24 protein-coding genes are annotated in these 21,246 nt (G+C 43.0%); 10 read left to right on the top strand and 14 right to left on the bottom strand.

Going from position 1 to position 21,246, the window contains the following annotated elements; translation table 11 throughout:
• The first annotated feature begins 122 nt into the window (after positions 1-122).
• From EGS47_RS06855 to rutD, 3 genes are all read left to right on the top strand, one after another.
• Positions 123-1,262 carry a TDT family transporter gene (locus EGS47_RS06855; RefSeq protein WP_004988858.1) on the top strand — a complete coding sequence of 380 codons (1,140 nt, stop codon included), beginning with the start codon at positions 123-125 and terminating at the stop codon, positions 1,260-1,262.
• Positions 1,263-1,315: 53 nt separating this feature from the next.
• A complete protein-coding gene (locus EGS47_RS06850; RefSeq protein ID WP_416376703.1) occupies positions 1,316-1,897 on the top strand; it encodes a 5'-nucleosidase in 582 nt (193 codons plus the stop codon).
• A 78-nt stretch (positions 1,898-1,975) separates the two neighbouring features.
• Positions 1,976-2,767, top strand: coding sequence for a pyrimidine utilization protein D (gene rutD, locus EGS47_RS06845; RefSeq protein ID WP_125269431.1), 792 nt, complete (start codon positions 1,976-1,978; stop codon positions 2,765-2,767).
• A gap of 92 nt (positions 2,768-2,859) precedes the next feature.
• Here rutD and EGS47_RS06840 read toward each other — a convergent pair whose 3' ends face one another.
• The gene (locus EGS47_RS06840; RefSeq protein WP_044436819.1) at positions 2,860-3,480 is read right to left on the bottom strand and encodes a TetR/AcrR family transcriptional regulator; all 621 of its coding nucleotides are present in this window, start codon (positions 3,478-3,480) and stop codon (positions 2,860-2,862) included.
• A 453-nt stretch (positions 3,481-3,933) separates the two neighbouring features.
• Here EGS47_RS06840 and rutA point away from each other — a divergent pair, with 453 nt between their 5' ends.
• The 6 genes from rutA (at position 3,934) to EGS47_RS06810 (ending at position 9,094) form a co-directional block, all read left to right on the top strand.
• Complete coding sequence (gene rutA / locus EGS47_RS06835; RefSeq protein ID WP_125269430.1) at positions 3,934-5,043, top strand: pyrimidine utilization protein A; 1,110 nt, start codon at positions 3,934-3,936, stop codon at positions 5,041-5,043.
• The gene (gene rutB, locus EGS47_RS06830; RefSeq protein WP_125269429.1) at positions 5,040-5,777 is read left to right on the top strand and encodes a pyrimidine utilization protein B; all 738 of its coding nucleotides are present in this window, start codon (positions 5,040-5,042) and stop codon (positions 5,775-5,777) included. Before rutA ends, rutB begins: the two co-directional genes overlap by 4 nt.
• Positions 5,778-5,789: 12 nt before the next feature.
• Positions 5,790-6,170, top strand: coding sequence for a pyrimidine utilization protein C (rutC, locus tag EGS47_RS06825; protein WP_005000783.1), 381 nt, complete (start codon positions 5,790-5,792; stop codon positions 6,168-6,170).
• An 82-nt stretch (positions 6,171-6,252) separates the two neighbouring features.
• On the top strand, positions 6,253-6,819 hold the full coding sequence (gene rutF, locus EGS47_RS06820; protein WP_125269428.1) for an NADH-dependent FMN reductase RutF: 567 nt from the start codon (positions 6,253-6,255) through the stop codon (positions 6,817-6,819).
• Positions 6,820-6,847: 28 nt separating this feature from the next.
• A complete protein-coding gene (rutG, locus tag EGS47_RS06815) occupies positions 6,848-8,212 on the top strand; it encodes a pyrimidine utilization transport protein G (protein WP_125269427.1) in 1,365 nt (454 codons plus the stop codon).
• A gap of 15 nt (positions 8,213-8,227) precedes the next feature.
• Positions 8,228-9,094, top strand: coding sequence for an NAD(P)-dependent oxidoreductase (locus EGS47_RS06810; RefSeq protein WP_080776121.1), 867 nt, complete (start codon positions 8,228-8,230; stop codon positions 9,092-9,094).
• Positions 9,095-9,140: 46 nt separating this feature from the next.
• On the opposite strand, the gene EGS47_RS06805 is transcribed toward EGS47_RS06810, so the two are convergent.
• The 12 genes from EGS47_RS06805 to ubiG form a co-directional block, all read right to left on the bottom strand.
• On the bottom strand, positions 9,141-9,944 hold the full coding sequence (locus tag EGS47_RS06805; RefSeq protein ID WP_004988838.1) for an ABC transporter ATP-binding protein: 804 nt from the start codon (positions 9,942-9,944) through the stop codon (positions 9,141-9,143).
• A gap of 18 nt (positions 9,945-9,962) precedes the next feature.
• Complete coding sequence (gene ssuC / locus EGS47_RS06800; RefSeq protein ID WP_004988837.1) at positions 9,963-10,766, bottom strand: aliphatic sulfonate ABC transporter permease SsuC; 804 nt, start codon at positions 10,764-10,766, stop codon at positions 9,963-9,965.
• The gene (gene ssuD, locus EGS47_RS06795) at positions 10,763-11,938 is read right to left on the bottom strand and encodes an FMNH2-dependent alkanesulfonate monooxygenase (protein WP_004988836.1); all 1,176 of its coding nucleotides are present in this window, start codon (positions 11,936-11,938) and stop codon (positions 10,763-10,765) included. The genes ssuC and ssuD overlap by 4 nt, the downstream gene beginning before the upstream one ends.
• Before the next feature lie 74 nt (positions 11,939-12,012).
• Complete coding sequence (locus EGS47_RS06790) at positions 12,013-13,020, bottom strand: aliphatic sulfonate ABC transporter substrate-binding protein (protein WP_125269426.1); 1,008 nt, start codon at positions 13,018-13,020, stop codon at positions 12,013-12,015.
• 24 nt (positions 13,021-13,044) lie between these two features.
• Positions 13,045-14,019 (bottom strand): sulfonate ABC transporter substrate-binding protein, encoded by a 975-nt coding sequence (locus EGS47_RS06785; RefSeq protein WP_034697972.1) that lies wholly within the window; start codon positions 14,017-14,019, stop codon positions 13,045-13,047.
• A 361-nt stretch (positions 14,020-14,380) separates the two neighbouring features.
• A complete protein-coding gene (gene argA, locus EGS47_RS06780) occupies positions 14,381-15,736 on the bottom strand; it encodes an amino-acid N-acetyltransferase (protein ID WP_004988831.1) in 1,356 nt (451 codons plus the stop codon).
• Between the two features lie 120 nt (positions 15,737-15,856).
• Complete coding sequence (locus EGS47_RS06775) at positions 15,857-16,195, bottom strand: RcnB family protein (protein WP_026039967.1); 339 nt, start codon at positions 16,193-16,195, stop codon at positions 15,857-15,859.
• A gap of 204 nt (positions 16,196-16,399) precedes the next feature.
• Complete coding sequence (locus EGS47_RS06770) at positions 16,400-16,795, bottom strand: RcnB family protein (RefSeq protein WP_004994549.1); 396 nt, start codon at positions 16,793-16,795, stop codon at positions 16,400-16,402.
• A gap of 295 nt (positions 16,796-17,090) precedes the next feature.
• Entirely contained in the window at positions 17,091-17,246 is a 156-nt protein-coding gene (locus EGS47_RS18385) for a hypothetical protein (RefSeq protein WP_004988825.1), read from the bottom strand.
• A gap of 160 nt (positions 17,247-17,406) precedes the next feature.
• Positions 17,407-18,153 (bottom strand): YciK family oxidoreductase, encoded by a 747-nt coding sequence (locus tag EGS47_RS06765; RefSeq protein ID WP_004988824.1) that lies wholly within the window; start codon positions 18,151-18,153, stop codon positions 17,407-17,409.
• 43 nt (positions 18,154-18,196) lie between these two features.
• Entirely contained in the window at positions 18,197-18,892 is a 696-nt protein-coding gene (locus EGS47_RS06760) for an HAD family hydrolase (protein ID WP_026039966.1), read from the bottom strand.
• Between the two features lie 8 nt (positions 18,893-18,900).
• Positions 18,901-19,617 (bottom strand): bifunctional 2-polyprenyl-6-hydroxyphenol methylase/3-demethylubiquinol 3-O-methyltransferase UbiG, encoded by a 717-nt coding sequence (gene ubiG / locus EGS47_RS06755; protein ID WP_004988822.1) that lies wholly within the window; start codon positions 19,615-19,617, stop codon positions 18,901-18,903.
• Between the two features lie 199 nt (positions 19,618-19,816).
• On the opposite strand from ubiG, the gene EGS47_RS06750 reads away from it, so the two are divergent.
• Positions 19,817-20,434 carry a thiol:disulfide interchange protein DsbA/DsbL gene (locus EGS47_RS06750; RefSeq protein ID WP_004988821.1) on the top strand — a complete coding sequence of 206 codons (618 nt, stop codon included), beginning with the start codon at positions 19,817-19,819 and terminating at the stop codon, positions 20,432-20,434.
• A gap of 63 nt (positions 20,435-20,497) precedes the next feature.
• Here EGS47_RS06750 and EGS47_RS06745 read toward each other — a convergent pair whose 3' ends face one another.
• Entirely contained in the window at positions 20,498-21,145 is a 648-nt protein-coding gene (locus EGS47_RS06745) for a TetR/AcrR family transcriptional regulator (RefSeq protein ID WP_004988820.1), read from the bottom strand.
• Between the last annotated feature and the right edge of the window lie 101 nt (positions 21,146-21,246).

The raw sequence follows: 21,246 nt of genomic DNA, 5'->3' as shown, positions 1-21,246 counted from the left end.
GGCAAAAAGCACGATCTTTTTTCTTATTATAGATAATACTTATAATTAAATTAAAAATAAATCAATTTTTCTTATTTTAAACTTTGATTATGATGCTTCTATCAGACGATGAGATAAATTGAATGAATATTCTATTTGATCAAATGCAATTGAAGCAAAAATTGATTCGGGAATTTACCCCAAATTGGTTTGCGGTGGTCATGGGTACTGGTGTGGTCGCCTTGATTTTGGCGCATTTTCCTTTCGCGTCCAGTTTATTTTATCGTCTTGGCATGATGTTATGGATATTCAATAGCGCATTGTTCATTGTTTTTAGTGTGCTGTATCTGGCGCGCTGGTTTTTTTACCCTGAAGAAGCCAAGCAGATTTTGAGTCATCCGACGATGAGTTTGTTTCTGGGTACGATTCCCATGGCATTGGCCACGGTTCTCAATGGTTTTTTGAGCTATGGCGTGCCTCTTTTCGGTGAATTGGCTGTGCTGATTGCGCTTAAACTTTGGTATCTGGATGTGCTATTGGCGATTTTGGTGGGATGGATTGTGCCATTTTGTATGTTTAGTCGTCAGCAACATACACTACCGAGCATGACCGCAATGTGGTTGCTTCCTATTGTCGCCGCAGAAGTTGCCGCAAGCTCTGGGGGCTTAATTTTGAATGTTGCGCCAGATTTACCCAATGCTGTTGCAATCTTGTGGGGCAGTTACATTCTCTGGGGCACGTCTGTATTACCTGCTTTTTTAGTTTTGGCCATTTTGATATTGCGATTGGCTTTACATCAAATCCCCCCAAAAGAATTGGCGATTTCAAGCTGGTTATCGATTGGCCCGATTGGAACGGGAGCACTGGCAATGCTGTTACTTGGACAGGCTGCTCCACAGGTTTTGCAACAGCATAATTTACAACTGCTTGGGCCTTTTTTGCAGCATAGCGGTCTATTCATTGCTCTGGTGTTTGTGGGAGTCGGTATTTGGTGGTTAGGCATTGCGATTTTTGCAAGTTTGCATCATTTGCGACAGGGCATTCCATTTAATTTGGGCTGGTGGGGATTGACCTTTCCTTTAGGAGTGTTCATCTTGGCACTGCAACAATTGGCGTTACAATTACAATGGAGTAGTTTGACGGTGATTGTCCACGGTTTGATGATGTTGTTATTGGGTTTATGGGTGTTGGTCACTTTAAAAACCATTCGTGGGGCATATTCAGGACAATTATTTTTTTCTCCTTGCTTACAGATTTGGAAACAGCAGCAGGAAAATCATTAATTCTTTTTAGATAAAGTTGTATATGCAAAACTGATCGGCTTAAATGCGCTGTAATGAAACGAAGAGAATACAACATGAAAGTTGCGCTGATCATGGCAATTCCTGATGAATCCAAAGGATTATTTGAACACGCAGGCATCACTATTCACTATAGCGGTATTGGTAAAATCAATGCCGCCTTTAGTGCATTTGACGTGATTCAAAAGACGGGCTGTGATGTGCTGTTGAATTTAGGGAGTGCAGGCAGTGCTAAGTTTGATGCACATACATTGGTTGAAGTCAGTCAGGTGGTGCAACGTGATATGGACGTTTCTCCTTTGGGCTTTGCGATTGGAACTACGCCTTTGGATCAGGACTTTCCTGCTGCAATTGAGCTTGAACCCTTTTTTTCAGAATTGCCAAAAGGCATTTGTGGTACAGGTGATTCTTTTGAAACGGGTGCACCCAAGCTCACCTGTGATCTGGTGGATATGGAAGCGTATGCGATCGCCAAGGTGTGTAAAAAATTAGGTGTTCGCTGTATTTCAGTCAAATACATTAGCGATGGTGCCAATGATACGGCGCATTTGGATTGGGAAGCCAATTTACTTTTGGGTGCACAAAAATTGTTGGCCTTATATCAGCGCCATTTCTAAAATAGTGAATTAGGTTTGAAGAAAAAGGCATAAATCTTGCTGGGTGATTGATAAATTAATTTGACCAAATGGTTTAAAATGAACTATCAGCTTTATCCTGCTTTCAATGCCAGTCAGGAATACGTGGTTTTTTCTTCGGGTCTGGGTGGACACGGTCAGTTTTGGCAGCCACAGATAGCTGCTTTTCAGCAAGCTTATAATGTTTTGATTTATGATCATGAAGGCTGTCATGCTGATAGTGCCTTATTGTCAGAAACTTATTCTTTTCAGGATTTAGCCGAGCAGATTAAAAATCTATTGCTGCAACTGAATATTCACCAGTTCCATTTCGTGGGTCATGCGATAGGTGGATTTATTGGGCTGGAATTAACTCAGTTGCTTGCTACCTCTGGATTAAACCTGCAAAGCTTAACCGTGATTAATGGTTGGGCAGCGCTAGATCCTCACACGTTAAAATGTTTCCAAACCCGATTGGCTTTACTCGAACATGCGGGTGTTGCGGCGTATATTGCTGCACAGGCTTTATTTTTATATCCGCCAAGCTGGATTTCTCAGTATCATCTTGAAATTGAGCAACAAGAACAAAAACAGCAAAAAGATTTTCCACCCATTCAAAATGTTATACGACGTATTTCAGCATTAACGCATTTTCAGATTACACCACAGCATTTGACTGAGCTTGCGCAAAGGCCCGTTCTTTTGATTGCAAATCAAGATGATATGTTGGTGCCATACCATCAAAGTTTAAAACTCTGGAAATTAGTAGCTCAAGCCGAACTCTATTTGATGGCAGAGGGAGGGCATGCATCAACGGTAACGCAAACGGCTTTAGTCAATCAGCGGATTTTAAGATTTTTACAGCAGATTTGATCGATCTTTATCACTGTTCAGATCGTAGTGAAATGCGCTGTGACGAGTCTCATCAATTTTAACCTTCTAAAGCTGATTAGCACCGATAAAGATCAAGTTGAAGGACGTGGCAATACGCCGTAAAGCATCATATGTACCGTATGCTCAATCGCACGTTGCTGCATACTGCGATTACGCAGGGTTTTGCCTGTGACCATTTCCATTTGAATACTAAAGTCAGCATAATTTTGAGTGACCGCCCAAATATTTAAAATCAATAATTCTGGATCAATGTCGGCAGAAATCTTGCCTTGTTCCTGCCATATTTGAATCACTTTGGCCTTGCGTTTAAATAGTTTTTTTAATGGCCCTTTTAAAATTTCCAAAATATGCGGTGCACCCTGAATAATCTCTAAAGCAAAAAGCTTAGAGGCTTTAGGTTGAGTCCGCGATACTTCTATTTTTTGAATCAAATAATGCGCCAGTGCTTCTGTCGGTTCGAGTTCGACTTCCAGTGTTTGTAAAGGAGCCAGCCATTTTTGTAAAACCGTGGTCAGCACTTCCACATAAAGCGCTTCTTTATTTTCATAATAATAGAAAATATTGGACTTATGCATATTTGCCAGTTGAGCAATTTCATCCAGACTTGCCCCGCTAAAACCGTAAGTTGAAAAGACATCCAGTGCAGCACTGAGCAACTGATTTCGTTTTTGCGTACTCTTTTTTTGTTCCATTGGCATAACTAGTCTAGACGGTTCAGAAGGATTGTAAGGTAAACCGTGCGATTTGTGCACAGCCTAAATTTATTTTTCTGCCCGAGAAGAAAAAATAAGTACTTCATCTTGCGGGAGTTGTTTGAAATTCCAGCATCTTTTTGTTCAAAAAGCAAACAAATTATATAAATTTTAGTCGAATGTCATGATCACGGTTTTGCTGTTTTTTTGCACGTTATTGACTCGCGTTTCACTTAAATAGTGCATTGTTGTGCGCCATAATTTTACTAAACGGTAAAAACAATTTGACCATATGTTTTATTCAAATGCTTATAAATTATGAATAAAACAAAGTTGGCATGGCATATGCATTAGAAAATAACAAGAAATGGCCATTCTTAGAAATTGAATTGATGAGTTTTAGCGATTGCTCAAGTCATCCGTGCATTCCATCTTCCCAAGAGGATTGACCAAATGAAAATAGGTGTTTTTTGTCCCATCGGAAACAATGGCTGGCTGCTTTCAGAAAATGCGCCACAATATATGCCCACTTTTGAACTCAACAAGCAAATTGTACAACGCGCTGAACATTATTGTTTCGATTTTGCCCTGTCCATGATCAAGTTACGTGGATTTGGTGGAAAAACTGAATTTTGGGATCATAACCTCGAAACTTTTACGTTAATGGCAGGACTGGCTGCGGTTACCAGCAAAATCAAAATTTATGCAACCGCTGCAACATTGGTCATGCCGCCAGCGATTGTGGCTCGGATGGCCTCGACCATTGACTCAATCTCCAATGGACGCTTTGGTCTGAATGTCGTGACAGGTTGGCAAGCCCCTGAATATAGCCAAATGGGAATGTGGCCAGGCGATGAATATTTTGGCAAGCGTTATGAATATTTGTCTGAGTACGTTCAAATTTTGAGAGAACTTTGGGCGACAGGGCAGTCAGATTTTAAGGGTGAACATTTTCAGATGGATGATTGCCGGGTGAGTCCGCAACCACAAAGTGAGATGAAAATTATCTGCGCAGGACAATCCGATACAGGGCTCGAATTTTCCGCCCAACATGCCGATTATAACTTCGTGTTTGGTAAAGGATTGAATACACCAACGGCATACGCAGAGATTAATGATCGTTTAAAACATTTTACCGACCAAACAGGTCGTGATGTTCAGACCTATGTGTTGTTTATGGTGATTGCGGCAGAAAACGATGCAAAAGCAATGGCGAAATGGCAAAGCTATAACGACGGTGCCGACGTAGAGGCGATCAATTGGCTGATGAATCAAGGTGGCAAAGATACTAAATCAGGCACAGATACCAATATTCGTCAAATGGCATCCAGTGTTTCGCCCGTCAATATCAACATGGGAACGCTAGTCGGTTCGTATGAGAAGGTCGCCGCCATGCTAGATGAAATTGCGGAGATTCAAGGGACAGAAGGCATCTTGCTGACTTTTGATGACTTTGTACAAGGCGTTGAAGACTTTGGCGAACGGATCCAACCGCTGATGAAATCGCGTCAGGAGGTGGTTGCTGAGTATCAACCCACTCAAACTTTGGAGAAAAGCGCATGAATACCGTGATTGCAGATTTTACCGAACGCGCAGGTACAGGTCGTGTGTTAAAAGCGGAACCTGAAGCGATCCAACTTGCGCCAGAACAGACCGCTCTCATCGTAATTGATATGCAAAATGCCTATACCTCGATCGGAGGTTATCTGGATCTGGCAGGTTTTGATGTCTCCAAAACCAAACCTGTGGTTGCCAATATTCAAAAAGCGATTACAGCAGCCCATGCTGCGGGCATTCAGGTGATTTACTTTAAAAATGGTTGGGATCATCAATATGTCGAAGCGGGCGGTGCAGGTTCGCCTAATTTTCATAAATCCAATGCGCTGAAAACCATGCGTAAACAGCCTGAGCTACAGGGTAAATTACTGGCAAAAGGCGGTTGGGATTTTGAACTCATTGATGAATTACAACCTACAACACAAGATATTGTGATTGAAAAACCACGATATAGTGGTTTCTTCAATACTGCACTGGATAGCATGTTACGCGCTCGCGGGATTCGCAATTTGGTGTTTGTCGGGATTGCCACCAATGTCTGTGTGGAATCGACTCTGCGCGATGGTTTCTTCCTTGAATATTTCGGGGTGGCCTTAGACGATGCCTGCTATCAGGCCGGCCCGCCTGAAATGCATACAGCCAGTATGTACAACATCAAAACTTTTTTTGGCTGGGTGTCAGATACGCAAAGTTTTGTCGACACATTTCAACATAACCCACAGTTTGCCAAGACCGCTTAAGGGAGTATCGTCATGCCTAAACAGATTATTTTACCAGCAGGAACACCACCGCCTTTAGCACCGTATGTGCCTGCAACCAAAGCCGATAATATCGTGTATGTCTCAGGGATTTTAGCTTTTGATGAAAATAACAATGTGCTGCATGTCGGTGATGCCGCCGCACAAACCCGCCATGTATTAGAGACGATTAAGGGAATCTTAGCCAATGCGGGCGGAAGCTTACAAGACGTCACCTTTAACCATATTTTTTTACGAGACTGGGCAGATTACGCCGCGATGAATCAGGTTTATGCGGAATATTTTCCAGATGAACGTCCCGCCCGTTACTGCATTCAGGTGGGATTGGTCAAACCCGATGCACTGGTTGAAATCGCCTCAGTGGCGCACGTTTAACTACACCAAAACCAATTTCTTATGCTGTTAAATAGCATACGTGAATCCTCATGACGTTGATGTTTTGAGGGGGAGATCAGCAATGACTGTATTAACACACACCACAAATCAGCTTAAAAGCGTGCTTGAAAAAATTACACCGTCTCATCGTTCTACGCATTTGCAGGTCGATCAACAGGCCTTTCGACAGGGGATGTCGAATCTGGGCGCTGCGGTTAATGTGATTACCACCGATGGTGTCGCTGGGAAATCAGGTTTTACGGCTTCTGCCGTGTGCAGTGTCACCGATACCCCACCGACATTATTGGTGTGTTTAAACCGTTCTGCTTCTGTATTTGAAACTTTTCAGAAAAATCAGGTGCTTTGTGTCAATACGCTGGCGGCGCATCAGACCACCCTATCTAATCTTTTTGGCGGCAAAACGCCAATGCCTGAACGCTTTGCTCAGGGAGAATGGCAAACATTGGTCACACAGGCGCCTGTTTTAGAAGATGCCTTGGTGTCGTTTGATTGTGAAGTGGTGCAGAGCCTATCCGTCGGTAGCCACGATGTTTTTTTCTGCGAGGTCAAGGCGATCCAGTATGGTCAGGGGCAAAACCCCCTAATGTATTTTAACCGCAACTATTGTGAACCCCATTATGTAGCTTAAATCTCATGTGAAATGAGGAGAAATAGCGATGTCGAGTCAAGAACCGTGGTTTGTCAAATTTAAACCTTATCAAGGCAATCTGGATCAAAATCCTGTTCAGATTGATGAATATCTTCCCGCAGGAAAAAGTGTTGTACTGGGTTTACAACATGCTTTTGCCATGTTTGGGGCAACCGTGCTGGCACCGTTATTGATGGGTTTTGATCCCAATCTGACGATTTTTATTACTGGTTTTGGCACCATTTTATTCTTTTTAATTACAGGTGGGCGTTTACCCAGCTATTTAGGTTCAAGTTTTGCGTTTATTGCAGCAGTTGCCGCGGCAACGGGCTACAATGATATTGGAGCAAACCCAAATCTGGCTTTGGCTTTGGGAGGAACAGTTGTCTGCGGAATAATTTATGCGCTGATTGGTTTGGTGGTGATGCGTACAGGTACGGCATGGATTGAAAAATTGATGCCACCGATTGTCACAGGTGCCATCGTCATGATCATCGGATTAAATCTTGCTCCAGTGACGATTAAAGGCGTTTCAAGCAATGGTTTTGATACATGGATGGCGGTTCTCACAATTCTATGTATCAGCGCAGTAGCAGTATTCACCAAAGGCATGCTCCGTCGTTTGCTATTACTGGTCGGGTTATGTGTGGCTTATTTTGCCTATTTTATCTTCGCCAATGTATTGGGATGGGGCAAAGCCATTGATTTTACCCCCATTGCACAAGCGGCTTGGTTTGGCTTACCGACCTTCCATACGCCCGTTTTTCAAGCCAATGCGATTTTGCTGATCGCCCCTGTTGCCTTGATTTTAGTAGCAGAAAATCTGGGCCATTTTAAGGCGGTTTCTGCCATGACTGGACGCAATCTTTCGCCGTATATGGGGCGTGGATTTTTTGCTGATGGCGTGTGTACTACCATGTCTGCCTCAATTGGCGGGACAGGGATGACCACCTATGCTGAAAATATTGGCGTGATGGCGGTGACCAAAGTTTATTCGACGACCGTATTCGTTGTTGCGGGAATATTTGCCATTTTACTGGGTCTTTCACCTAAATTTGGTGCCGTGATTCATACCATTCCAGTTGCTTTACTGGGCGGTGCTTCGATCGTGGTCTTTGGTTTGATTACCGTGGCGGGAGCTAAAATCTGGATTGATAATCGGGTTGATTTTAGTCAAAACAGTACCCTGATTATTGCCGCAGTGAGTTTGATCATGGGGGCAGGAAATTTCAGTTTACATATCGGTCCGTTTGATCTAGGCGGAATTGGAACTGCGACGCTGGCTGCGATTGTGCTGAATTTATTGCTGAATCGAAATCAAAAGACTTTAAACCAGACAGACACTACAGCACATGATGATCAAAATATTCAACCGCTTAGCCCGCGGTCTTAAGGAGTAAATCTGCTGATGCGAATCGGATTTATAGGTCTAGGCGCGATGGGATGGCATATGGCGGGGCATTTAACTCAGCTCGATGCCACGGTCATGGTATGGAATCGAACTCAACGTAAAGCAGAGGCACATGCAGCCCAATTTGCAACAGTTGCAGTTGATCTGGATGTGTTAGTACAGGCCGACTTTATTTTTTCCTGCCTTCCAACAAGTGCAGAGGTGGAAGCGATGATTGCTGCACATCCACCTCAATCTGGCAGTATCTGGATAGATTGTACCAGTGGTGTTCCTTGCTCGGCACAACAGTTGAGCCATTCGTTAAAACAGCGGAATATCGAGTTTTTGGATGCGCCAGTTTCAGGACAAACCATTGGTGCAGAACAGGGAACGTTGACTGTAATGGTTGGGGGTGATGCCACTGCTTTTGAACGAGCCAAAGCTGTGATTCAGGCCTTTGCGGGAAAGATAGAATATGTCGGAGAAAGTGGAGCTGGCTTTGCGGTCAAGGCGATTAATAATAGTCTAATGGCTGCTAATCTTTGGGCATTAAGTGAGGGTTTGTCGGTACTCAAGGCGCGTGGGGTCAATTTAGAAGCTGCTTTGGCATGTATTAATCACTCCAGTGGTAAAAGTACCATGTCTGAGACGGTGATGCCGCAAAAAATCATGAATCGGCGCTTTAATAAAACGTTTGCGCTACATTTATTGCAAAAAGATATCGGGATCGCACTTGATCTGATCGCAAAGACCGCGCAGCAGGGACGTTTATTACATGCTGTACAACAGTTGTATGCTCAAACCGATCGACAAACAGCAGAGCACGTCGATTTTTCAGCGGCTATTCAAGTGCTTGAGCAATCTCATCAAGTATTGTTGAATTAAATAGGTAAATTCTTGAATGAATAAAAGCCGCAGATTGCGGCTTTATTTATGTGGCCAAAACAGCCTCTAATACACGTTGTTCTAATTCTGCAAATTCAGCCCCTTTTTTGCGTGGTCGAGGTAGATTGACCTCAAAACTATGCGCAATATGACCTTTATCCAGCAAAATAATTTTGTCCGCGAGTTGGACTGCTTCACTGACATCATGTGTGACCAAAATGGCGGTAAAACCTTGTTCTTTCCACAAGCGCTCAATCAGATTTTGCATTTCCAGACGGGTCAAAGCATCCAGTGCGCCTAAAGGTTCATCTAAAAGCAGGATACGTGGTGAATGCGATAAAGCCCGAGCCAGCGCTGTACGTTGGCGTTGACCTCCCGATAGCTGTGATGGCCATTGATCTGCTTTGTCTTTGAGTCCGACTTTTTCCAAGAGTTGTTCAGCAATATCACGTTTATCTTTGGCTAATCCTAGCTGTACATTCTGTAAAATACTTTTCCAGGGCAAAAGACGTGGATCCTGAAACATCACCCGAATATCATCACTGGTAATGCCTTCACGAAAATTTCGTGCAGATTTAAACTTAATCTCGCCATAACTGGGTTGTTCCAAATCTGCAATTAAGCGCAGCAGCGTACTTTTGCCACAGCCACTTCGACCTACAATCGCAACAAACTCACCCGGTCGAATATGCAGATCAAGATCTTCTAGAACCTTCACCTGCCCATAAAATTTATGCAGCTGTTCAATACTGATTTCGGCACCTATCGGTGCATCTTCAACCTGAACAGACGTTTCAAGAGGTCGGTTCGCTGGTTTATCTGGATATAACGGTAAATTTAAATTGGTCATGATCAAAGCCCTCGAAATTTATGGTTGATAGCCTGCATGCCAGCGCAAGAAATAGCGCTCAAGCCCCTGTGCCAAAACATCGGCAAGTTTGCCCAATAAGGCGTAAAGTAAAATCCCGACCAGCACCACATCGGTCTGTAAAAATTCACGTGCATTCATAGTCATATAACCAATACCAGACTGTGCCGAAATCGTTTCTGCCACAATCAACAGTACCCACACCAGACCCAGTGCAAAGCGTAATCCGACCAGAATGGACGGCATCGCACCCGGTAAAATGATGTCTTTATACAGTTGCCAGCGGGTCAAACCATAGCTTTTTCCCATTTCGATCAATTGTGGATCAACTGAACGAATACCATGATAGGTATTGATATACATTGGGAAAAAAACACCGACTGCGACCAGAAATAATTTGGCAGATTCATCGATGCCAAACCACAGGATCACTAAAGGAATTAGCGCCAATGCAGGAATATTACGAATCATCTGTAAGGTCGTGTCGAGTAGCGTCGAGGCGGTTTTGGATGAGCCATTGAGTAATCCTAACAGCAGTCCTAATCCGCCCCCAATTAACAGACCGAGCAGTGCTCGACCTGCACTGACTTTGACATGATGCCAAAGTTCACCACTGACCAGCAGATGCCAGAATGCACTAATCACCGCCGTTGGCGCAGGTAAGACGCGGCTTTGCAGGATTCCTGTGCTGGACGCGAGTTGCCAGATCAGGATCAATGCGATTGGAAACAGCCACGGTAAGCTGCGTTTAAAAATCGCTATTGTTCCACGTGAAACAATAGAGGAGGCTGTATTGAAACTCATACAGGCTCCTTGACCACTTTTTCTTTCTTGGTCTGATCAGGTGCATAGTTATTGGCAATAATTTCACCGAAAGGTCCTGTAAGGTTCGGTTGCGCCAGTTTTTCACGGGTTTTGAGTGGAAGTAGTGGAAACACCAGTTCAGCAAAACGAATCGATTCTTCCAGATGAGGGTAACCAGAGAAGATAAAGGTGTCGATCCCTAAGTCGGCATATTCCTGAATGCGCGCAGCAACCGTTTCTGGATCACCCACCAGCGCGGTACCTGCTCCACCACGAACCAGTCCAATGCCTGCCCATAAGTTTGGCGAAACTTCAAGTTTGTCACGTTGACCACCGTGTAGAGCCGCCATGCGTTGCTGACCAACCGAATCCATTTGTGCAAATTTCTTTTGTGCTGCGGCAATGGTGTCATCATCCAGATATTGAATCAGTTCGTTGGCTGCTGCCCAAGCCTGTTCATTGGTTTCACGCACAATCACATGCAAACGGATCCCATAGTTCAGAGTGCGTCCTTTGGCAGCAGCTTTTGCTTTCATACCTTCAACTTTCTCTTTAACCGCCGCAGGAGGTTCACCCCAAGTCAAATAGGTATCGACTTGTTCAGCCGCCAGTTCTGAAGCAGCATCGGATGAACCACCAAACCATAAGGGTGGATAAGGTTTTTGAATCGGTGGATAGAGCAGTTTGGCTTCATCGACGCTCAAACGATCACCATGAAAGGTAAATGCTTCGCCTGTATGTGAGCGCGTCAGGATTTCACGCCAGATTTTAACGTATTCACTGGCGGTCTGATAACGGGTTGAATGGTCTTCATACAAGCCATCACCTTTAAGTTCTTGTTCATCGCCGCCTGTCACCAAATTGAGCAATACGCGACCGCCAGATAAACGATCAAAGGTGGCGGCCATACGGGCTGCCAGTGCAGGGGTGGTAATCCCCGGACGTAGCGCCACCAGAAATTTCAAATGCTTGGTTGCATCAATCAGGCTGGCCGCAGTAATCCAAGGATCTTCACATGAACGTCCCGTTGGAATCAAAACACCGCTATAACCCAGATTATCCACCGCCACCGCAATTTGTTTCATATACGCATGATCCACCTGACGCGCACCTTTGCTGGTTCCTAAATAGCGACTGTCACCGTGAGTGGGAATAAACCAGAAAATATTCATATTAACCTTCCTTTAAATGCGTTTTCATCAAATTGCGTGAGTGTTAAGAAACTCAGTATTCATTAACTTAAAAATTAAGAAGCCTTGGGTGATTTGGCTGTCCAGATGGTTTGACTCACCTGAATACTTTTAGGAATCAGTTGAACTTGCAGAAATAGATCGGCAATATTCTGTTGGGCTTGGGTGACTTCAGGCGTCACAGGTTGTACAGGTGATGGCTTAAGTCGCTTGTCTAGTACTGCTTTGGCGACTTGGGTATCCAGTCCAGTGCTTTGTGCATAAATACTTAAACCTTCATCTTGATGTTTCACAAACCATTGATCTGCTTGGTTTAAGCCAGTTAATACTTTTTGCGCAGCATCAGGATGCTGTTGGATAAATTTTGGATTACCAATATAGAAAGAATAGGTAGTTGGGAAAGCTGTGCCATCGATCAGCGATTTAGCATGACCTTTAAGCTCAGTGGTACTTAAGTACGGTTCCCAGATTGACCAAGCATCGATGGCACCTTTGTCAAAGGCGGCACGGGCATCGGCAGGGGGGAGCCAGACGGGTTGAATGTCCTGCCAGCTTAAACCTGCTTTTTGTAGCACCTTGGCAAGCAATTCATGCGCACTTGAACCCTTTTGTACCGCGATAAGTTTTCCTTTAAGGTCTTGAATCGATTTGATTGTGCTATTGGCTGGAATCAGCAAGGCTTGAGAATTGGCAGGGACCACTTCATAACCGACATAGCTCAGATCTTTATCAGCGGCTTGCGCAAAGATGGGCGGTGTATTGCCGACTGCACCAAAATCTACGGCACCTACAGCCAACGCTTCAAGCATTTGTGGGCCAGCTGGAAATTCACGCCATTCAATTTTGGCATTTGGAAATTCCTGCTCAAATATTTTTTGCTGTTTAGCAATCAAAAAATTCAGTGAAGATTTTTGAAAACCGATGGTTAAGGTTTTCACTGGCGCGGTCTGGGTTGTGCCTGCCTCTTTTTGTGCTTGCGCATGAGATTCGGTTTTCTGGCAAGCACTGAGCCCCAATCCAAGACTTATAGCGCCAATCGCACTCCACTGTTTTAAGCTAATCATCAGTTATTATCCTATTGGTTTTATTTATTTAATTTCGCCAGTTAAGATGGCATCTTGAATTTTTAATGGCTGTGGAATTAACTTTTGTTGATAAAAAGCATCGGCCACTTGTTGCTGTTCATTAATCACTTGTGGCGACAATGGCGTCACGCCAAAGCCCATGCGGGAAATTGAGGTTTTTAGAATATTGAAATCCAGTGCAGTCGGTTTTTCTAGGAGTTTGGCAGCATCATCCTGATGAGTCTTAACCCATTCCGTACTTTGATTCAGTTCATTGACCAATGTTTTCAACACATCTGGGTGGTTCTGGGCAAATTTACGATCTGCCAGATAAAATTGATGGTTGCTGACCAGATTTTGTCCAGTGGCAAGGACACGTGCACCAATTTGTTGTTCTGCCGCAGCAAAGAATGGATCCCAGATCACCCATGCATCGACGGCACCTTTTTCAAAGGCAGCACGGGCATCGGCAGGCGGTAAGTACACCACTTGGATGTCATTCAGGCTTAGTTGGTTCTTTTCTAGGACTCTAAGTAATAGATAATGCACATTGGAGCCTTTATTGAAGGCGATGCGTTTACCTTTTAAGTCCTGAACGGATTGAATTGTAGAATTTTTAGGCACAATCAGCGCTTCAGCATTGGGTGCAGCAGGCTGATTGGCGACATAGACCAAATTCGAATTGGCTGCTTGAGCAAAAATAGGAGGCGCTTCACCTGCCTCGCCAAACACCACACTTCCGACATTTAAACCTTCCAGAAGCTGTGGACCCGCAGGAAATTCCACCCACTTGACCGTAATCCCCTGATCTTTTAACGCTTTATCTAGTACGCCACGCTCTTTGACTATCGGCAATAAACCATATTTTTGAAAACCGATATTTAAGGTGGTGAGATCCTGAGCTTCTTTTTTGGCACAGCCACTGAGCATCATGATTCCTGCGATACTCGCCGTCATCACTGAAAATTTGAACCACGAAGAAGAAAGGATGCGTGTCATGAGGTGTATTGCCCTAAATCTAAAAGTAAGCTTTGAGGGCACACCTTAAAACCATTTCTATTGCATAAAAAATAAGTTTTTTGACATTAGTTATGAAAAAAATGGATAAATAAAAAAGTGCTAAGGATATGCAAAAAGGAATATTTAAAAGAAATAGCAAAGATCAAAACATATCTATTAAATATTTGATCTTAAATATTTTATTGAATAAGAATAAGTTTATGAAAATAATTAATAATCTTGTTAAAGCGCAACAGAAGTTTTATGACTAAGCTTAGTTAGAATAAAGATATACACCGTTATGCTAAAGCCAGCCCATTATGCTCAATGGACTGGCCGCTCAAAAAAAGAACATCAGGATTTACATCAACATTTTTTTAAATACCAATGAATTTCGTTGATAGTTATACAACTCTTGCCGTGCATTGGGGAGATCGTCGACACTGGCAGTCTGAAAACCTTGTTCCAAGAACCAGTGCGCGGTGCGCGTGGTGAGTACAAATAATTGTAAGATGCCGTTTTGTCGGGCTTTTTCTTCTAAGAAATGTAGGATTTGACTGCCACGGTTCGACTTGCGATAAGCAGGATCCACTGCGACACAGGCGATTTCAGCAGAACGGATTTCATTTTTTGCTGTTGGAATTGGATAGAGCGCAGCACAGGCTAGAATCATGCCATCGCGTTCGATCACGGCAAATTGTCCAATTTCACTTTCTAATCGTTCGCGGGAGCGATAGACCAAAATACCATCTTGTTCCAGTGGACGTAGTAGATTGATCAGTCCACCAACATCCTGAATGGTTGCCATACGGACTTCTTCATAATGTGCATCGGTAATCATGGTGCCGATACCATCACGAGTAAATAACTCCTCAATTAAAGCACCATCGTAGGCATAAGAGATCAAATGCACCCGATGTACACCTGACAGTGAGGCGCGCTGCGCTCCCTGTAAATGCAAGGCCATTTCATCATCATCTTGCTGAAATTGCTCAATATAATGGTCTAACTGATGTGAATTGAGTTCCCGTAATACTTTGCCCTGATCATCCAGTAAGCCTTGTTTATTACCCAAAAAAATCAGTTTGTCGGCTTGTAGGGCGATTGCAGTTTTGGTGGCAACTTCTTCTGCCAACAGGTTAAAGACTTCGCCTGTGGTGGAATAGCCTGTTGGCCCTAGAACCACAATATTATGATTATCCAAATGGCGCTGAATGGCATCGGTGTCGATACTGCGAACTTCTCCCGTGAGTTGAAAATCCACGCCATCACGAATTCCATAAGGTTTAGCGGTGACAAAGTTGCCAGAAACAGCATCAATACGCGCACCAAACATGGGTGAGTTAGCCAGTCCCATTGATAACAGGGCTTCAATTTCCAGTCGGATAGAACCCACCGCATTCATGACACAACTTAATGATTCACGCGTGGTCACACGACGATGCAGGTGGATCGGGGTTTGAATCTGTTTTTCTTGCAGGTTTTGATTAATTTGTGGACGTGCGCCATGAACTAAGATCAGTCGGATACCCAACGAATGCAATAACGCAATATCATGAATAATATGTTGAAAATTAGGGTGTTGAACGGCTTCACCGCCGAACATTAAAACGAAAGTTTTATTTCGATGTGCATTGATATACGGTGCTGAGTGACGAAACCAACGCACATAATCTTGCGTGGTGCTAGAAGTAGACTCAGTCTCGTGTAATTGCATAATCGACTCAAAAATAGAGAAACATAGACTGATTTTAAACAAAATTCGTTAAAGGGGAATGCCTGATGCAAAAAAACACCCTAATCATCATCAGGGTGTTTTAAAAAAGCTTAGACGTGATCAAAGCATTTTTAGAATTTTATGATCATGTTGAGAGACGAGAACATAGTGTCCATTCAACTGATACCATTGCTGACCACGTTTGGGTTGTGCCAAGTGTTTGTGGCTACGGTAATCAACCTGATAGCGCGATGACTGGTACTGACGTGGTAGGGTATGACCAATCCGCCAGTCACGGCTCGGATCCAGCTTTTTATCCATCTCATGTTTGGGTTGATGAAGTTCTGCCTGATTTTGATGGACATAATGTTTTGAATGCGGATCTTGTGGAGCGGCCATGGCGCTGGTTGCCAGTAATCCACTCATGCCCAAAACCATTGTACTGATCCATTTATTCATCTGCATAATGTACCTCTATCATGTTTCAACTTATCTTTGATGGTTTTAACTTAACGTCAAATTTGAGAGAAAACGTGAAGAGTGCATAGCAAATTGTGAAAGATCGGGATGGATTAAGAAGAGCATGTGAACATAGGGTTAAAAAAAGCCCAGATTTGGAATCTGGGCTAGAAAAAAGTAATATTTTTAATAAAAGTAAATCGTTTAAAAACCTACAATCCGAATAATATCATTGGTATCTGAGTTGACTAAGATATAGTCATTGTTGATTTTATACCATTGCTGATTTCGGTCAGGTTTCGGCAGATTATGATCCCGATATTCAACTTTATAGCCATTGCTGCGATAGTGTTGAGGCATGACATAACCAGCTTGCCAGCGATGCTGTTTTAAGCGTTGTACGCCACGTTCTTCACGCATACGGCGTTGTTCTGAGCGCATCTGTTCATTGTCATCATTATGATTGCGATCATAACCACGCTCTTTACGTGCCTGAGGAAAATCATGGCTATTATCGCGATCAAAATACGGTCCAGCCACTGCAACCGTACTCATTAGTGCAGTCAAAGATAATGCCAGAACTGTCAAAATCTTTTTCATCATGCTTCCTCGGTGACGTACTTCTTTTTCATGGTTTTAATGTACAAAAAAAATGCAGAGAAACTGTGAAGATTGCGCAATAATTCAATTAAAAATATGAAGATAAGACTGATCTTTTTGCCTAGGCATTTTGCACTGTTTTAATTTGTTTTGTCCAGTCGGATAAGTCTTAAGTCTGAGGGATTTGAAGCTTAATACATCTATAAATAGCAGATATAGCAATAACAGAGCTTGAGTAATGTATTTCAAAGCGAATTTTCCATACGTTTCACATCCTTAGCGAAGTGAAACGGGTTTAATGCCATTGTTCAGAAAAACGCTGCAAGGAATCTAGCATGACGATGATGTCTGTTGCCTGTTGAGCATCATCTAGTGCAATCACAAGGGTTTCTGAAAGTTGTAAATGACGAATCGATTGAATAATTTGTTTCTTATGAATGGAATCCCGCATGACTGTTCTCCTTAAGGATCAATGAAAATATGAAGGCAGTTTAAATGGGGTTGTATAATTTGTAAAAACGAATAATTTTCTTATTTTAATTTAAAAATACGATTATTGTGTTAGAAAAAAGCATCCCGAAGAATGCTGATCTTTTTCTTTAAGAGTAGGTTCAGTCTTGCGCATCGATACTTTGACCATCCAGATGCAAACTATCATCACCCATCAGATATAAATAGGCCGGCATAATCGATTCTGGAGTAGGTAAGCTTAATGGATCTTCATCAGGATAGGCTTTTGCACGCATGGCGGTGCGGGTTGCACCCGGATTAATACAATTAAAACGAATATTGGGATGGATATGCTCTGCGGCAAAAATTTTACTGACCGCTTCGATGGCGACTTTGGAAACAGAATACGCCCCCCAAAGCGCTCGTGCTTCACGTCCGACACCAGAACTGGTAAATACCACCGAAGCATGTTCTGACTTTTGTAAAAGGGGTAATAAAGCCTGAGTCAGCATAAAGGGCGCACGTACATTGACGGCCATGACATCATCCCAGATTTGGGGTGAATAATCGGCTAGAGGAACACGTTCACCTAACATTCCTGCATTATGCAAGATTCCATCCAAACGACCAAATTGCGATTCAAGGGTATTCACCAACAATTCATAATCACGCACCGATGCGCTGGAAAGTTGTAGCGGTAAAATCGCAGGTTGCGGTGCGCCTAGACTTTCGATTTCATCATAAATCACTTCAAGTTTATTCAGGGTTCGACCATGTAATACCACAGTTGCGCCATGTAGCGCATAGCTCATGGCAGCAGCACGACCAATGCCATCACCCGCACCAGTAATTAAAATAATACGGTCTTTTAATAAATCGGTACGAGGCTGATATTCTGAATATTTCATGGTGAACCTCCCTAAAATTTGATTCAAATTATAATGATACTGCTCACATGCTAACGGGTTTTTGTGAACTTAACTGTAGTAATTGGCGTAACATGCAGTGTAATTCAGTAACATCCTGCACGATGGCATCGGCTTGCCAAGCGTCCAGATCATCCTGATATTCCAGCGGCAAATACCCATAGGCGGCCAAAATCGTATACATCTTGGCAGCGCGACCTGCATCGATATCACGTGGATGATCGCCCACATAAACGATGTGTTCGCTAGGCAAATTTAACTGTCTGGCAGCCAGATACATCGGCTCAGGGTCGGGCTTGGTCTTGCTGACATCTTCAGGACACACCAGTACACTGCATCGTTCAGTTAAATTCAGTTCAGCCAGTAACAACTCACTTAAGCCACGCGGTTTATTGGTGACAATGCCCCATGGAATTTGATGTGCCTCTAGTTCTTCAAGTAATGGATACATGCCTGAAAATAAATCGGTATCCACCACAATTTGCTGGGCATACATATCCAAAAAACGCTGACGATGCTGTAAAAATACAGGGTCATCTAGTTCTAACTCTGGATAGACCAATTTCACCATCGCACGTGCGCCTTCAGATACCTGAGTACGAATCAGATCAGCCTCAACGACTGGGCGTTGTTCTTCACGGCACATGGCCTGAATAATCCGAATAAAATCAGCAGCGGTATCGATTAAGGTACCATCCAGATCAAACAGAACGGCTTTCATGTCTGCACTCATACTGCGACAGCCTTGACGGTATGTACCATATAGTTGACATCCACATTCGGTGCAAGCCAATAATGTTTGGTCAATGGATTGTAATGTAAGCCCGTCATTTCTTTTAAGGTCAGACCTGCTTCACGGATATCCTGTGCCATTTCTGAGGGACGGATAAATTTGTGATAGTCATGCGTGCCTTTTGGCAATAAGCGTAAAACGTATTCGGCCCCAAGAATGGCAAACAAATACGATTTTGGATTACGGTTAATGGTTGAAAAAAACACATGACCGCCGGGTTTGACCAAAGTCTGACAAGCCTTAACGATAGAGGCTGGATCAGGCACGTGCTCCATCATTTCCATACACGTTACCACATCGTATTGTCCTGCTTGCTCCAGAGCCAATTGTTCAACAGGAATTTGACGATATTCGATATTCTTAACATTGTCCTGCTGTGCGTGTAAACGCGCGACGTTCAGCGGCGCTTCACCCATATCAATCCCCAACACATTTGCGCCGCGACGTGCCATGCTTTCGGCTAAAATACCGCCGCCACAACCGACATCCAACACTTTCTTGCCTGCAATGCCGCCTGCGTGTTCATCTATCCAGTTTAAACGCAATGGATTAATCTGATGTAGCGGACGAAATTCGGAATGCTGATCCCACCATTTGGCTGCGAGTGCTTCAAATTTTGCGATTTCTTGTGGATCAACATTCAGTTGCGACATGGTGTCACCTCTTTTATAAGTGTTTTCATCAATCGTTAAGTTTGGTTTACTAGTGTTAGTGTAACCAGAAATCGGAAAAAAGCGACCAGCTTGCTAAAAGATATGCTAAAAATCTTCACACAAGCAAAACGAATTTAGCATATTTGTTTTATATTTAGAGCATAAACTCAACACAATGATTTAGAGGAAAAAACAGCGAATGAAAAAGTTTGTATTTGGTGGTCTGTGTGCCGCGATGATGGCAATTTCTGGCACAGCTATGGCGGCTGATTTTGTAGCAGGAAAGGATTATACGGTTGTTGCCAATCCTGGCAAGGTAGCGGTACCCGGGAAAATCGAAGTGCGTGAGTTTTTTTGGTACGGTTGCCCGCACTGCTTCAAGCTTGAACCTTATATGCAAACTTGGTTAAAACAGATTCCAAAAGATGTAAACTTTTTGCGTACACCTGCTGCTATGAATAAGGTTTGGGAACAAGGCGCGCGTGCGTATTATGTTTCTGAAGCGCTTGGCGTGCGTAAAAAGACCCATTTGCCATTGTTCCATGCGATTCATGACCAAGGGCAGCAAATTTTTGATCAGGCATCTTTAGCGAAGTTCTACGCAGGTTATGGCGTTCCAGAGCAGAAATTTAATAGCATGTTTAACTCATTCCCAATTACCGCAAAAATTGCAGAATCCAATAAATTGGCACAGCAATATCAGCTCACAGGCGTTCCTGCGGTGGTGGTGAATGGTAAATACGTGGTTCAGGGTGAAGATGGTAAAGTGACTCAAGTTATTAACTATCTAATTGAAAAAGAACGTAAAGGCAAATAAGCCTTAATGTCATAAAAGCCCCTTTATTGTTTAGATAAAGGGGCTTTATTTTTATTTATCTTTTTATTTGTTGAGTTCATCGAGCTTAATTTCTAGTTCAAAGGCATCCAGATTGATGGATTGCGTTGGTAGAGAAAGTGCCTGATTGACATACAGATTAATCAATTTTTGCCGTGAACCAATCGAACGTTGATAATAACTTGAATTGAGCAGTAACGCCGCGCCATAGGTCAATGACCAGATATAAGACAGATAATCGCGAATCGACATATCGTAATTGACTGATTTTAAATAGGCTTCAGTAATGTCTTTAATCGCCAAAATGCGTTCCTGACGAATGTCATACAGTTCTTTAAATAAATGATTAAGTTTGGACTCGCTCATGGTTAGATTTTCTTCGAGCTGATGCAGCAAAATAGTTCGCGCTGGCGCAAGCAAGTGATGCAGCATATAAATTGGGGCATATTCCTTAAAATTATTATTGTGCTTTTGCGAGATTTCTAAGAGTTTTTTCTCATTTTCAATGACCAGTTCCAGTAACAGCTCATTTTTACTTTTAAAATGTTTATACAGCGTCCCTTTGGCAATATCCAGTTCAGCGACGAGTTCATCCAGCGTGATTTCCTGATTGTTTTCCAACAATAGTTTTTCTGCAACGCTTAAGATACGTTCCTTGCGAATTAAAAATTGTTGATGGCGATCTGGATTCATAACCCTTCCTATTACAGCAGTACATACACGCATGTACTGACATTAAGCCAAATTGGTAAATTCGCCAAGCTGATTGCAGGAATTTACTGATATTTTTGCTA

Origin of the sequence: Acinetobacter sp. FDAARGOS_515, from assembly GCF_003938865.1 — a bacterium.
Lineage (GTDB): Bacteria > Pseudomonadota > Gammaproteobacteria > Pseudomonadales > Moraxellaceae > Acinetobacter > Acinetobacter ursingii.
This window is presented reverse-complemented; position numbering and strand designations above follow the sequence as displayed.